Origin of the sequence: Bradyrhizobium commune (assembly GCF_015624505.1) — a bacterium.
Classification (GTDB): Bacteria; Pseudomonadota; Alphaproteobacteria; order Rhizobiales; family Xanthobacteraceae; genus Bradyrhizobium; species Bradyrhizobium commune.
Map to the genome: position 1 here is coordinate 5,805,622 of NZ_CP061379.1, position 14,232 is coordinate 5,819,853.

Annotated in this window: 12 protein-coding genes; 4 read left to right on the forward strand and 8 right to left on the reverse strand. The window is 63.7% G+C overall.

Annotated features, from left to right (window positions below):
- Positions 1-72: 72 nt before the first annotated feature.
- Positions 73-1,107, reverse strand: a complete 1,035-nt coding sequence (locus IC761_RS27345; RefSeq protein ID WP_195799787.1) for a methyltransferase — start codon at positions 1,105-1,107, stop codon at positions 73-75.
- 173 nt (positions 1,108-1,280) lie between these two features.
- Between IC761_RS27345 and IC761_RS27350 the strand changes: the two genes are divergently transcribed.
- On the forward strand, positions 1,281-2,852 hold the full coding sequence (locus IC761_RS27350) for a winged helix-turn-helix domain-containing tetratricopeptide repeat protein (RefSeq protein WP_195799788.1): 1,572 nt from the start codon (positions 1,281-1,283) through the stop codon (positions 2,850-2,852).
- A gap of 208 nt (positions 2,853-3,060) precedes the next feature.
- Here the strand turns inward: IC761_RS27350 and hemC are convergent, their stop codons facing one another.
- From hemC to IC761_RS27370, 4 genes are all read right to left on the reverse strand, one after another.
- Positions 3,061-4,041: a hydroxymethylbilane synthase gene (hemC, locus tag IC761_RS27355; protein WP_195799789.1), complete on the reverse strand. Its 981-nt coding sequence runs from the start codon at positions 4,039-4,041 to the stop codon at positions 3,061-3,063.
- A gap of 27 nt (positions 4,042-4,068) precedes the next feature.
- Entirely contained in the window at positions 4,069-5,694 is a 1,626-nt protein-coding gene (locus IC761_RS27360; RefSeq protein ID WP_195799790.1) for a GMC family oxidoreductase, read from the reverse strand.
- 258 nt (positions 5,695-5,952) lie between these two features.
- Positions 5,953-6,744 carry a dienelactone hydrolase family protein gene (locus IC761_RS27365; protein WP_246791329.1) on the reverse strand — a complete coding sequence of 264 codons (792 nt, stop codon included), beginning with the start codon at positions 6,742-6,744 and terminating at the stop codon, positions 5,953-5,955.
- Positions 6,745-6,993: 249 nt separating this feature from the next.
- Positions 6,994-7,584: a TetR/AcrR family transcriptional regulator gene (locus IC761_RS27370; RefSeq protein WP_195799792.1), complete on the reverse strand. Its 591-nt coding sequence runs from the start codon at positions 7,582-7,584 to the stop codon at positions 6,994-6,996.
- Positions 7,585-7,936: 352 nt separating this feature from the next.
- On the opposite strand from IC761_RS27370, the gene IC761_RS27375 reads away from it, so the two are divergent.
- Entirely contained in the window at positions 7,937-8,302 is a 366-nt protein-coding gene (locus IC761_RS27375; protein ID WP_195799793.1) for a nuclear transport factor 2 family protein, read from the forward strand.
- A 95-nt stretch (positions 8,303-8,397) separates the two neighbouring features.
- On the opposite strand, the gene IC761_RS27380 is transcribed toward IC761_RS27375, so the two are convergent.
- Positions 8,398-9,210 carry an SDR family NAD(P)-dependent oxidoreductase gene (locus IC761_RS27380; protein ID WP_195799794.1) on the reverse strand — a complete coding sequence of 271 codons (813 nt, stop codon included), beginning with the start codon at positions 9,208-9,210 and terminating at the stop codon, positions 8,398-8,400.
- 128 nt (positions 9,211-9,338) lie between these two features.
- Between IC761_RS27380 and IC761_RS27385 the strand changes: the two genes are divergently transcribed.
- On the forward strand, positions 9,339-10,307 hold the full coding sequence (locus tag IC761_RS27385) for a GlxA family transcriptional regulator (protein ID WP_195799795.1): 969 nt from the start codon (positions 9,339-9,341) through the stop codon (positions 10,305-10,307).
- 211 nt (positions 10,308-10,518) lie between these two features.
- A complete protein-coding gene (locus tag IC761_RS27390) occupies positions 10,519-12,480 on the forward strand; it encodes a putative bifunctional diguanylate cyclase/phosphodiesterase (protein ID WP_195799796.1) in 1,962 nt (653 codons plus the stop codon).
- 6 nt (positions 12,481-12,486) lie between these two features.
- Here the strand turns inward: IC761_RS27390 and IC761_RS27395 are convergent, their stop codons facing one another.
- Both IC761_RS27395 and IC761_RS27400 read right to left on the reverse strand, forming a co-directional pair.
- Positions 12,487-13,467 (reverse strand): PDR/VanB family oxidoreductase, encoded by a 981-nt coding sequence (locus tag IC761_RS27395; RefSeq protein ID WP_195799797.1) that lies wholly within the window; start codon positions 13,465-13,467, stop codon positions 12,487-12,489.
- 11 nt (positions 13,468-13,478) lie between these two features.
- A complete protein-coding gene (locus IC761_RS27400; protein WP_195799798.1) occupies positions 13,479-14,231 on the reverse strand; it encodes a GntR family transcriptional regulator in 753 nt (250 codons plus the stop codon).
- Position 14,232 lies beyond the last annotated feature (1 nt).

The window sequence follows — 14,232 nt, forward strand, 5'->3', positions numbered from 1 at the left end:
CTTACGGCCGTAGCAGACGTTGCCGCCCTCGGTACTGATGTTGACTTGCGACCTGTGGCTGACCTTACGCCCTTAGGTCAGAACGGCTTCGACCACGCTCACCGGCGATTGTGTCGCCACGACGCGACTGAGGCGGAAACCAGCCTTGTCCAGCAGACGGGAATACTCGGCTTCCGTGCGCTCCTGGCCGCCGATCAGTACCAGCATCACCATGTCCAGTATTTTCCCCGGATGTGGAGCGTCACCGGCAGGCAGGACCATCTCGACGATCAACAGCCGGCCGTTGGGCTTCATGGCTTTGCGGCAATGGCCGAGAATTGTCAGGCATTGGTCGTCGTTCCAGTCGTGCAGGATGTGCGACAGGAGGTAGGCATCGCCCTGTGACGGCACCGACCGGAAAAAATCACCAGCCTCGACGGTCACGCGATCGGCAACACCATTCGCTTTGAGCAACTTTTCCGCATCGGCCACGACGTGCGGTCGATCGAACAAAACGCCTCGCGGCTCCGAGTGCCGCGTCAGGATGGCGGCGAGCATATTGCCGGACGCCCCTCCGACGTCGACGACCGTCTTGAATGTTGAAAAATCATAGGCTGCCGCCACCGCCGGAGGCTCGGCTCCATGAAGCCCGACCATTGCTCCACTAAACACTGATGCGGCTTCGGGATGTTGAGCAAGATAGTCGAAAAACGGCATTCCCTGTGCTTTTTCAAATCCCGTTCGACCCGTTTGCAAGGAATGGAGAAGGTTGGCAAAGCCGCTTCCAACCCAGCTGCTGCCTGTCATGAGCAAGGTCGATCTTGCTGAGCCCGGAGCGTCTGACTTCAAAGCCTCGCCGAGCCTCGTTAACGAGAAGCGCTGTCCACCAACTTCAGTGAGAAGCCCAAGACTGGCGATCGTCCTCATCAATCTGTGCAGGGACGGCGCATGGAGTGCCAACGGCTCGGCCAGTTCGGCCGCGCTCTTTGGGCCATCAGCAAGTCTATCCGGCAACCCCAGCCTTGCGGCGATGTGCACGACATTGGCAACTGCTCCAGCTGTCCCCATTTGTATCAGCTGAACATGCGGTGAAAGGGACGGAGACGCCGCCTGAATCGATTCGATCATGACTTACTCCCGGTTCGCAGATGCATCGGGCGACATTTCGGGCCAGGCGAACGTGTCAGCGCATGGACGGGCGCGCTTAACTTGCAGCTTACTTTTTCCTTATCGGCAGCTTATTCTTTGGGTTGCAATCGGTGCTGCCCCGACGATCGGAGGCCAGCCGAGGGAGCGATAGATTGCGCTTTTTGTTCGAGAGTTTCGTATTCGATACGGACCGGCGCGAGTTGCATCGCGGCCCGGATGTTGTTGCTCTCGCACCACAAGTATTCGACCTGCTCGAGTTTCTGATCCGCAACCGGGAGCGCGTCCTCAGCAAGGATGACCTCATCAATGCCATCTGGAACGGGCGCAGCGTCTCCGACGCTGCGCTGACAACTCGCCTGAATGCTGCGCGCAGCGCGATCGGCGATTCCGGCGGCGAACAGCGCCTGATCAAGACTCTGCCGCGAAAGGGCTTCCGTTTCGTCGGACCGGTCCAGCAGGAGCATGGGTTCCCTGGTGCGCCGGTCGCCAACGACGCTCAGATCGAACCCTCGAAGCCCATTCTAGCGCTTCCAGAGAAACCTTCCGTCGCCGTGTTGCCCTTCCAGAACCTCAGCGACGACCCGGATCAGGACTATTTCGTCGACGGCATCGTCGAGGATATCATCGCGGGATTGTCGCGCTCCAGACTGCTGTTCGTGATCTCGCGAAATTCAAGTTTCACCTACCGAGCAAAAGCAATTGATATCAAGCGGGTCGGCCGTGAGCTTGGCGTTCGCTACGTGCTGGAAGGCAGCCTACGCAAGGTAGGGAAAAAAATTCGCGTGACCGCACAACTGATTGACGCAACTACCGGTGCGCACATCTGGGCGGACAAGTTCGACAGCGATCTTGAAGCGATTTTCGATGTGCAGGATCGACTGACGAGCAGCGTGATCGGCGCGATGTCTCCACAACTCGAGCGCGCCGAGATCGAACGCGCACGGCGCAAGCCGACGGAAAGCCTCCAGGCCTATGACTATTATCTGCGCTCCAAGTTCAACATCTACCAGTGGACCCGGGAAGGCAGCGATAGAGCTCTCAGGATGACGAGACTGGCCATCGCGCTCGATCCTGAATTTGCCGTTGCCTACGCTTCCGGGGCCAACATCTTCGGTCAGAAGAAGGGGTTCGGTTGGATCGAGGACGCGGCAAAGGAACGGGCTGAAAGCCGACAGCTGGCCGAACGGGCGATGCAACTTGACCAGGACGATCCGCTGGTGCTTGCGCACGCAGCCGAAGTGTATTCCTACGTGCTTGAAGAGCCCGAGACCGGTTCGGCTTTGGCCGCAAGGGCGGTCGCACTCGATCCCAACCTGGTGATGGCGCGCCTTTGGGCCGGCTGGGCACAGGTTTATCTCGGCGATCATGACGCGGCGATCGAGCAATTCTCGGCGGCCATTCGCTTAAGTCCCATCGACCCCCATCTGTTCGTGCCGCAAACAGGAATGGCATTCGCTCATTTCTTTGCCGGGCAGTATGAAGAAGGTCTGTTCCTGGCCACGAGAGCGATCCAGCGCCAGCCGAATTTTCCGGGCGCACAGCGAATACGAATGTCGAGCCTGGCGATGGCCGGGCGCATGGACGAGGCCCGTTGCGCTTGCGACGCAGTTCTGCGAGCCGACCCTGCCTTGCGGGTTTCCAGCATCAAAGCCGCGCCATTTCGCCGACACGAAGACGTCGGGAAATTGAGCGAAGCTTGGCGAATAGCCGGCGTGCCCGAATGACCGCTTATGGTCGGCGCCAACTGGCTCGCTCGAAAGCTTATCGTTAACCCTTAGGAACGTCCGCATACAGCTTCGGTTGGCGGGCCCGAGGTCAAGCGCTTTGTGGACCATCGCGACATATTGCGATGCCGCGTCAACTTTGTCGCTGCAGGTGCAAAGCGGGCGTTGCCTTGGCCGCATCAGCCCACTGGATTTATGGGCAGACGACCTAGCCCGGCCGGCTGCGGTCGATGATCTCGGCGGCGCCCTTGTCCAACAGATCCAGTCCGACGCTACGGCCGAGCTCACGCGGCCGGTTGGCGGGGCCTGTGCGCGACGCCTCGATGATGGTGTTGCCGGAGAGATCGAGCACGGAGGCCGTCAGCGACATCTGGTCGCCGGCGATGGTCGAGAAGCCCGCGACCGGCGAATTGCAGTGACCGTTGAGCACCCACAGCACCTCGCGCTCGGCATCGGCGCAGGCGTGCGCTGAGGGATCGTCGATCGATGACAGGATCTTTCGCGTTTGCCAGTCGTGCGCCGCGCATTCGACGGCAACGATGCCCTGCCCGGCCGCGGGCAGCATTTCAGCTGCCGTAAACTCATAGGCCATGCGATGCGAAAGACCAACGCGGTCGAGGCCCGAGCGCGCCATGATCAGCGCGTCCGCGGGACCGACCGCACCGCCATCCGGCAATTTCTGCTTCTCGCCATTATCGAGCTTTCGCACGCGCGTGTCGGCGGCGCCGCGGAAGTGGATCACTTCGACATCCGGGAACAACCGCCGCGCATAGGCGGCGCGGCGGACGGCGTTGGTGCCGATCTTGAAACCCTGGCCGCGCGACTGGCGCAGTGCTTCCAGCGTCACGCCGTCGCGCAACACCAGCGCGTCGCTCGCGGGATCGCGCGACAGCGTGGCGCCGATGACGAGGCCGGGCGTGTCCTCGTTGCCGGGCATGTCCTTCAGCGAATGCATCGCCGCCTGGAGCTCGCCCGACAGCACGGCGGCGCGGATCTGCGCGACGAAGGCGCCGCCCTTGCCGCCATGGGGCAACAGCTTGCTGGTCTGGTCGAGATCGCCGGTCGTATCGAACTTGACGATCTCGACCTCGAGATCGGGCATGGCGGCGGTCAGGCGGCGCGCGATCTCTTCCGTCTGGGCCAGCGCCATCGCGCTCTTGCGTGTGCCGATCTTCAGTCGAATAGCCAAGCTCTTGTCCCCTCGAGACGCGCGGATTTACCGCGCATCCTCCAATATCATGTCGGAGGCCTTCTCCGCGATCATGATGATCGGCGCGTTGGTGTTCCCCGACACCAGGTCCGGCATGATCGACCCATCGACCACCCGGAGACCTTCGAGGCCTCGCACCTTCAGCCGCTGGTCGACCACCGCGAGCGCGTCGTTGCCCATACGACAGGTCGAGGTCGGATGGTAGATGGTGCTGCCGCGGTCGCGGCAATAATCCAGAATCTCGGCGTCCGTGGATACCTTCGCCCCGGGATCGTACTCGCCAGTCACGAACGGCTTCATCGCCGGCGCGTTCAGGATCTTGCGCAGGATCTTGATGGCTTCGACGTTGGTGGTGCGGTCGGTCTCGGTCGACATGTAGTTGATGCGGATTTCCGGCGGCACGGTCGGGTCCGCGCTCTTGATGCGCAAGGAGCCGCGGCTTTCGGGGCGGAGCTGGCAGATCGACGCGGTGAAGCCGGAAAAATCATGCAGCTTCTCGCCCATCTTGTCGGTCGAGAACGGCAGGAAGTGAACCTGGACGTCGGGCGAGGCCAGCCGTGGATTGGTCTTGAAGAACGCGCCCGCGGTGCCCGCCGCGATCGTCAGCCAGCCCTTTCGGAACAGCGCATAGCGCGCGCCGGCGAGCGTACGGCGGAGCGGATTGTTGACGGTGTCGTTCAGCGTGATCTTCTGCGAGCAGCGCATCACGATGCGGATCTGCATGTGGTCCTGGAGATCGTGGCCGACGCCTTGCGCGTCGAGGACCACGTCAATGCCGTGCTTGCGCAGGAGATCGCCGGGGCCGACGCCGGAGAGCTGCAAGAGCTGCGGCGAGTTGTAGGCGCCGCTCGACAGCACGATTTCCTTCCGCGCCCGCGCGCGGCGCACATTTGCGCCCTGCCGGTACTCGACGCCGACCGCGCGGCGACCCTCGAACAGCACGCGCTGGCCGAGCGCTTCGGTTTCAACCTTGAGATTGCCGCGCGTCTTTGCAGGCCCGAGATAGGCCATCGCCGTCGAGGCGCGGCGGCCGTTGTGCGTCGTGGTCTGGAACAGGCCGACGCCTTCCTGCGTGGCGCCGTTGAAATCAGGATTGTAGGGCAGACCGGTCTCGACGGCAGCGTCGATAAAGCCTTTCGACAGCGGATCGGTCACCACCATGTTCGAGACCGGCAGCGGACCACCGGTGCCGTGATATCGATCGGCGCCGCGCGTCTGGTTCTCGGCCTTCTTGAAATAGGGCAGCACATCGTCATAACCCCAGCCGGCATTGCCGTGCTGGCGCCAGCGATCATAGTCCTCGTGCTGGCCGCGGACATAAAGCAGGCCGTTGATCGAGCTCGATCCGCCCAGCGTCTTGCCGCGTGGCTGGAACACCTGACGGCCCTTCAGCTCGGGCTCCGGCTCGGTCTGGTACATCCAGTTGACGGTCTTTTCCTTGAATAGCTTGCCGTAGCCGAGCGGCACGTGGATCCAGATGTTGGAGTCCTTGGGGCCCGCCTCGAGCAGCAGCACACTGTGCCTGCCGTTCGCCGACAGACGGTTGGCGAGCACGCAGCCGGCGGAGCCGGCGCCGACGATGATGTAGTCGAATTCGGGATCTGACGGCGCGAGGGAGGAATTTGCGTTCATGCGCTACTGTTCTTCTTGTTGGCGTGGGCGTTTCCAGTGTCTCCTCACTTCTCCCCATGGGAAAGGTGAACCGAGTTCTGTGTTGGCACCGTCCACATAACTCATTCGTCACTGGGCGTGTATCATGAAATGCTCAGCGGTCCCGATCTTCGCTCTAGGGCGTGGAGCGGACATCGCCCCGAGGCCCTGGGGGCAGCCTCCTGATCCAAAGCGGAAGCTGCTTCAAGCCGCGTATGCGGACGTTCGCTTCGCTGTCACTCAACGGGAGAATTGAACAGAGAGGAAACTCTGCGTCTCCTCGACTGCCTTCCTGGCCGCTTCCGCATCGTACTTGAGCCAGTGCCCGTACATTTCCCTGCCGTCGGCGAAAGCCGGGACGCTAAAGGCGTGATAGGCACCGGGATAGACGACCAGCTTAACGGGTGCACCCCTGTCGGCCCGCCTCTTCATCCAGAGTTCGCAGTCCCTCGCAGGCAACCAGTCGTCGAGTTCGCCGATCAGGATTAATGTGGAAACGACGAGTTCCTCGGAAGCAAAGCCGCACGCCGGAAAATAGGCCACCGCGGCCTTGAACTTTAGATCCCGAGGAGCGTCGAATGTTTCCACGTGGTGGGGCGACGCTAATTCCAGCGCAACCGTTGCACCCATCGATCCTCCAAGGACAGCGATACGTTGAGGATCGACAAAAGGAAGTTTGGAAAGATAGGATAGAGCGCCTAAGGCATCCCCTTGGCGGGCAAGCATCAGGGCAGGCATCGGTTTGGTGCAGGCGTCCTTGATGCCACGGGTCGCAAAGCTATCGACTGCAAGTGACACATACCCCAAACCGGTCACGGATTGAGCGATGGACTTTCGGTCATCTTTCGAAAGTCCATCGCATCCATGGAGAGACACAATGGCTGCGAATGGGCCGTCGCCCTCAGGTTTCGCGAGGTAGCCCTCGATCGTATCCGCCGTCTTCGGGGCTTCGCCACGCTCACGCGCCAAGCGCTGCTGGAGCTGGCCAACGCGGACTGGAGCACTTTCGAACCTGACCAACTCTTGTGCCATGGTGACGGCGTTCGTGCAAACGCACGTAACCAATACTGCTAAACGAAGACATGCTCCGGCTCGTGTGCCCATTTTACCTCGCCCCGTCTTCGTAACAGGGTCAACGTACCAGAGTTATGTCAGTCCATCCAAAGCGTAAATTCAGGACTGAAGACATGCGTCGCTTGAGCCATTGTTAAACTTGGTACCGCGAAGTCCGCCTTTGGCTGTAAAGCCGACAGCGGTCTAGGAGTACGCGCCCCAGCAGAATCACGCGCGCAGACGCAGCGCCTCGACCAGCGACTTGAACGCACGGGCATATTCCGCGCCCGCCCTTGCGATATCGGCGCGTCCGGCGCAGGCGACCGCGGCTTCCGTCACCGCGCCGAGCAATAGCCGCGCCAGCGGCTCGACCGGCTGCTTTGCAATGAGGCCGGCCTCCATCGCCACCGCGAGCGCGCGCGGCATTTTTCCGCCAAAATGCTGCGCGTCGATCTCGCGCCAGCGCTCCCAGCCGAGCACGGCGGGGCCGTCGCGCAGGATGATCTGGCCGGTCGGGCCCTTGGCGGTGGCGGCGAAATAATGCTGGGTGCCGGCGACCATCGCCGCCAGCACGTCCTTCTCGGCGCGCGCGGTGCGGTCGATCTCCGCGACGAGATCGCGCGAGACCAGGTCGAACACCGCTTCGAACACCGCCTCCTTGGTCTTGAAGTGATGATAGACCGCGCCCTTGGCGACGTGGGCTCCTTCCGCGACCTCGTCCATGGTGGTCGCGGCAAAACCGCGGCTCCCGAACAGGCGGCGCGCCGCGTTAAGGATCGCCTCTGTTGTCGCCGCCCGCCGCTCCGCCTGTTTCGCCATATGGCTCTCGTCTACAGCGCGATCAGTTGAAGGGGGAGCGAGTTCGGCCACGAGCGGCGCTCTTTCCGTTCCCTCCCCCCTTGTGGGGGAGGGTCAGGGAGGGGGGTGCCACACGGGGACTCTATCGATCGCACATCCGCTCGGTGCATCTTCAACAACTGGCACTCTTTGCTGGGCTACCCCTCTCCCTAGCCCTCCCCCACAAGGGGGGAGGGAACGCACCTTCGTCGGCGCGTGAGCCGGGTCTAATCCTCACAGGCTCTAATCGAATTCGCACCTCGCGGCCAGTTGACTTTTCGACCATCGGTCGGTATTTACCGACTATCAGTCGGTTTTAAGTGGGAGGTGCACCATGCCGAGCCGTGACATTGTCGAAGCGTTTGTAAAGCGGCTGGAGGACGGGGATTTCGTCGGCGCGATCGAGCAGTTCTATACGATGGATGCTGCCACCTACGAGAACAACGCCGCGCCGACGGTCGGGCGGGACAGACTGGCAGCGAAGGAGCGCGGCGTGCTGGCTGCCTTCAAGGAGGTCAAGGCCGTCCGTGTCGGGCCGAGCATGATCGAGGGCGATCATGTCGCGACACGCTGGACATTCAGCTTCACCAACGCGGAAGGCACGACGCGGATTCTGGATGAGATCGCGTGGCAGACCTGGCGGGGGGACGAGCTGATCGAGGAGCGGTTCTACTACGACCCGAAGCAGCTGGGGCGGTGACCTCCGCAGACGTCAGGATGTCCCGGCGCAATCCCGAATAGACGCAGAGGCAAAAGTTGGCCCGCAATTGCCTGCGGGCCAACTCTCCGCAACCATCAGACGACGCCGGTAGCGCGCGATCCGATGCCGTAACGCGGTGCCGGCTTCGCATTGCGAAACTTCGGCGATATCTCCCGGCGATCTGCTTCCCAGCGCGTCCACAATTGCGCGTCATGCAGACCCGGAATGGTCACGAGCTCACCGGCGTCGAGGCCGGCCAGCGCCGCGTCGACGCAGTCTTCCGCAGACATGGTGATCTCGGACGTCTTCTGCGGCGGGTAGCCGGCGACGTCCCAGAACTCGGTCGCGGTCGCGCCGGGCAGCACCGTCTGCACGCGCACACCCTTGTCAGCCAAATCCTTTTGCAGCGAATGACCGAAGCTCAGCACATAGGATTTCGATGCGCTGTAGACGCCGTTCAGCGCCTCGACCGCGATGCCGACCACCGAGGAGATGTTGACGATCGTCCCGGCGCCACGGGCCACGAAGGCCGGCGCAGCCGCATAGGTGAGACGGGTGAGTGCGGTGACGTTCAGATCGATCATCGCCTCCATCGTGTCGACGTCGGCCTGAAGGATCGACGCGACGGAGCCGACGCCCGCATTGTTGACGAGCATGGTGATGGCTGGATTGTCGCGCAGCACCGCCTCGACCTTCGCAAGGCCGGCCTTCTCATTCAGATCGGCGGACAACACCGCGACATCGCGACCGGTCTCGCCGCGAAGCTTGTCGGCGACCGCAGTCAGCCGCTGCTGGTTGCGCGCGACCAGGATGAGGTCGCAGCCGCGTTTGGCGAGACGATCGGCGTAGACCGCGCCGATGCCGGACGATGCCCCGGTGATCAGGGCGGTGCCTTTGGGAGTGGTCATGGGTGTCTTCCTTTCATCGTCGCTCGGGATCGAGCGCTTGGAAGGACAAATACGGTTGAATCCTCACGTCTCAAATGTCATATAAACGGCGATTTAGGACATTAAGTTGGAACATCGAGGCATCCGCCATGCGCGACATCGCGTTCGTTGTGTACCCCGGCTATTCCGTGATGGCGCTGGCCGTCGTTACGGCGTTCGAGGTCGCCAACATTCTGGCTGACGAGCCGCTCTACGACCTCCACTTCGTCTCGGAGCGAGGGGGCAAGGTCAAAACCTCCGCCGGCATGATGCTCGACAGCGAGCCCTTTACCGACAAACCATTCGACACGCTCGTGATTGGCGGAGCGACGACCCTCGTCCCGTTGTCGCCCGAGTTGATCGCCTTTACGAAAGACGCACCCAAGCGGCACCGCCGCATCGCCGCGGTCTGCACCGGAGCTTTCGTGCTGGCAGAAGCCGGCCTGCTCAACGGACGACGCGCCACCACGCACTGGATGCACGCGCGGGACATGCAGCGCCAATTCCCCGACGTGAAGATGGATGAAGACCGCATCTTCATCAATGACGGGCCGATCTGGACGTCGGCGGGAATGACGGCCGGCATCGATCTCGGCCTGGCTTTGATCGAGAACGACCTTGGGCCGGAGCTGGCAAAATCCGTCGCCCGCAAGCTCGTGGTCTATCATCGGCGCGGCGGCGGACAGTCGCAGTTTTCGGCGTTGCTCGAGCTGTCGCCCAAGTCGGATCGCATTCAAACGGCGCTCGCCTATGCGCGGGACAATCTGCACAAGCCCCTGACCGTGCCCGAGCTCGCCGATGCGGCGCATCTCAGCCCGCGGCAGTTTAGCCGGGCATTCCACGCCGAAACCGGTCAGTCGCCGGCCAAGGCGATCGAAAATCTGAGGGTCGAGGCCGCACGCAATCTCATGGAGCAGAGCCGTCACTCGATCGACATCGTCGCGCGCCAGACCGGCTTCAGCGACCGCGACCACATGCGCCGCGCCTTCCTGAGGGCCTTCGGGCAGCCGCCACAGGTGCTGCGCCGTCACGCGCGGCTGGAAGCGATCGATGATCCGCGGCCTGCCGATAACAGATAGCACACCAGGACTCGTGCAACAGGCCTGCCGTTACAGCCGTAACGCGGGGCGCCGCATTTGTATCGATTTGTTATCGATACTCCGGCTTGAACACGCAGAAGTGGTCACGGCGGCCGTGACGAACGGGGATAATTCATAGTTCGTCAAAGGTTTGCGGCGAATTCTCCCGATTGAGCCGAAACCAACGGCCCATGCTGCTGCAGGCTCTGGAATGCGGACTCAATCGACCACCATTTTCGCGCGGCTGTTTGCCGGCGATCTGTCCGTCTTCGGCGGTCCTGCAACCGACGAGGCGATTGCCGGTCATATCCGCGCCGAACAGATGTCGCTGGTGCTCGGCTATTCCGTCGGCATCATGCTGGCGAACGCCTGCAACGCCGCCGTGCTCGTGGTGGCGCTGCGGCACTCGCCGGACTGGACATTCGCGCTGGGCTGGGCCGTCGTCGTGGCCGGTGCGGCCATCACCTTCGGCCTGCAATCGCATGCCGCGCGGCGCATCACCAAGCCACAATTCGTCTCGCGCCGGGCCATGCACCGGCTGGTGCGCAACGCATCCATGCTCGGGGCCGCCTGGGGCATCGTGCCGGTCGCCTTCTTCGCGAATGCCTCCGCCGGCGGACAACTTGTCATCACCTGCCTCTGCTCCGGCATGCTGGCCGGCGGCGCACTGGCCTTTGCCACCATCCCGATCGCGGCCATCGCGTTCACGACGCCCATCTTCATCGGCATCGCGATCTGTCTCAGCCGCGACGGCGACCCGGCCTATGTGCTGATGGCCGTGCTGGTGGTGGTCTACGGCACCGTTCTGCTGCGCGCCGTGTTCGTCAATTCGTTCGCGTTTGCCCGGCGCGTGATCCGGCAGATCGAGGCCGAGCGCACGGTGCGGCAGGATCCGCTCACGCACCTGCCCAACCGCTTCGCCTTCAACGAGACGCTCGATGGCGCGCTCAAGCGCCTGGCGCTGTCCGGCGAGGAATTCGCCGTGCTGCTGCTCGATCTCGATCGCTTCAAGGAGGTCAACGACCGCTTCGGCCATCCCGCCGGCGACGAATTCCTGGTCCAGGTCGCGAACCGCCTGCAACGCTGCACCCGCGCGGCCGAGCATGTCGCGCGCATCGGCGGCGACGAGTTCGCGCTGGTGATGGCCAATCTGGCCCGCCCCGAAGATGCGCTCGACATCGCCGAGCGCTTTGTCGCGTCCTTTACCGAGCCGTTCCTGATCGAGGGCTGCGAGATCGTCGGCGCAACCAGCGTCGGCATCGTGCTGGCGCCGCGCGACGGCACCACGCCGCTCGACATCATGAAGAACGCCGACGCCGCGCTCTACCGCGCCAAGAAGGCGGGACCCGGCACGGTCTGCTTCTTCGAGGAGGCCGACGACAAGGCCTCGCGCGACCGCAAGGCGCTGCAAGCGGACCTCGCCGGCGCCGTCGCGCGCGACGAGCTGTTCCTGGTGTTCCAGCCGTTCCTCGATCTCGACGACAACCGCATCACCGGCTTCGAGGCGCTGTTGCGCTGGCAGCATCCGTCGCGCGGCCTGGTGCCGCCGAGCGAGTTCATTCCGATCGCCGAGGAGACCGGCCTGATCCACGAGATCGGCGAATGGGTGATCCGCCGCGCCTGCGCGACGCTTGCCCATTGGCCGGAAGACATCCGGGTCGCCGTGAATTTTTCGGCCGCGCAGTTTCACAGTGCCGGCATCCTCCAGACCATCGTGCAGGCGCTCGCCGACGCCAAGGTCGCCCCGCACCGGCTCGAGATCGAAATCACGGAATCGATGCTGCTGTCGAAATACGGCTCCGCCGCCTCGATCCTGAATGCGCTGCTGCAGCTCGGCGCCACGGTGGCGCTCGACGATTTCGGCACCGGCTTCTCGTCGCTGACGTACTTGCGCAAGCTGCCGTTCAGCCGCATCAAGATCGACCAGTCCTTCATCCGCGACATGCTGGTGCAGCCCGACTGCGCCGCGATCGTGAAGTCGGTGATCTCGCTCGCGCGGGACTTGCAAATCGGCGTGGTCGCCGAAGGCGTCGAGACCGCCGACCAGCTCGAATATCTGCGGCAGTTCAGTTGCGATGAGGTGCAGGGCTATCTGATCGGCCGGCCGGTATCGGCGGTGGACGTTCTGGCGCTGCTCGAGACGAGGAAGTTTCGGGCGATTTACGCGGCCTAGGCGCCCTCAGATCGCATCCGCCCGCAGCAGCGTGTCCACCGTGATCGTGCCCCGCGCGCGAGAGACGCAGGCGCAGATCTTCGCGTTGCTTTGCTTCTGATGATCGCTGAAGAAGACGTCGCGATGATCGATCTCGCCGTCGACGGCGACGACGTCGATGGCGCAGAGGCCGCATTCGCCGCGCTTGCAGTCGTACATCACCTCGTGGCCGCTGGCGTTGAGCACGTCCAGCATCGAGCGCTCGCGCGGGATCTCGAGCTCGACATCGGAGCCCTTCAGGCGGACGCGAAACGTCTCGGTCGGCAGCGTGCCGCTGGAGCCGAAGGTCTCGTAGCGGAGATCGGGAAGCGGGTGGCCGGCGCCAATCCAGGCGTGGCGGGCGGCATCGAGCATCCGCATCGGGCCGCAGAACAGCGCGAGCGCGGCTTTCGGCAATGAGGCGAACAGCGCGTCGAGATCGAGCCGCCGGCCTTCGTCGCTGGCATGGACCACCAGGCGGTCACCAAGCATCGCGGCGAGATCGTCGAGATAGGCGGCCTCGCTCCGCGAACGCACGGCATAGTGCAGCGTGATATTTGCCCCGCGCCGCGCCAGCGCCTGCGCGGCCCCGAAAATCGGCGTGATGCCGATGCCGCCGGCAACCAGGCAATAGGTTTCGCGCGTCCAGTCGACGGCGAGGAGCGACGACGGTTGCGTGATGTCGAGCCGCGCGCCGGGCGCGAGCTGCCACATGTAGCGCGAGCCGCCGCGGGAATCCTCAGCGCGGCGCACTGCGATCCGCAAGCCGCGCGGCGAGGCCTCGCCGACCAGCGAATAGGAGCGCGTCTCCGGCTGGCCATCGATGGGGACGCTGACATTGATGTGGCTGCCGACCGGATAGGCGGCGCCGTCGAACTGATCGGGCCTAATCAGGAATTCGCGGATGCCGGGGGCGAGGTCGCGGGTCGCGACGAGCGTGGCCGGAGTCCAGGTTTCGATGAAGCGCATGGTGACTGCCCTCAATCGGTTGCGGTCTTGATCAGCGCAAGCGCCGGCAAGAGGTCGAGATGGGTGCGGTTGCGCAGCGCCAGCCGCAAGTTTCGTACGGCGAGCCGTGCGTGCTCGCGCATCACGGCCTCGGCGCGGGCGCCCTCGCGGTTCTCGATCGCGTCGATCACGACACGGTGGTGTTCCTGCCCGATGATCAAGATCTGCTGCGCCTCCGGCAATGCTGACTGCGCCATCACAAAACCGCTCGGGGATGCGAACGGCAGCGCCGAGGCGCGATCGATCTGCCGGATCAGCGGCGGGCTGCGCGACAATTCGGTGAGCAGCGCGTGGAAGCGCGCGTTCAGCGTGACGTAGGACGAGAAGGCATCGACCGAGATCGGCACCTGGCGCAGCAATTCGTCGATCGCGGCAAGGCATTCCTTCAGCGGCTCGAGCTCACGCGCGGAGACGCCGCGCTCGGCGGCGAAGCGTGCGGCGAGGCCTTCCAGCGTGCCGCGCAGCTCGATGGAATCGGAGATGTCGCGCTCAGAGAACGCTTTCACCATGAAGCCGCCGGAGGGGATCGCCTCCAACAGCCCCTCTTCCTCCAGCCGCACCAGCGCCATGCGCACCGGGGTGCGCGAGGCGCCGGTGGTCTCGACCGCCTGGAGCTCGGAGATGCGTTCGCCGGGGCGCAAAGATCCCGCCAGGATCTGGTCGCGCAGCGCGAGCTGCGCCTTCACCGTCTGCGAGACGGAGCGGTCGACCTCGCGCTCGGCCATG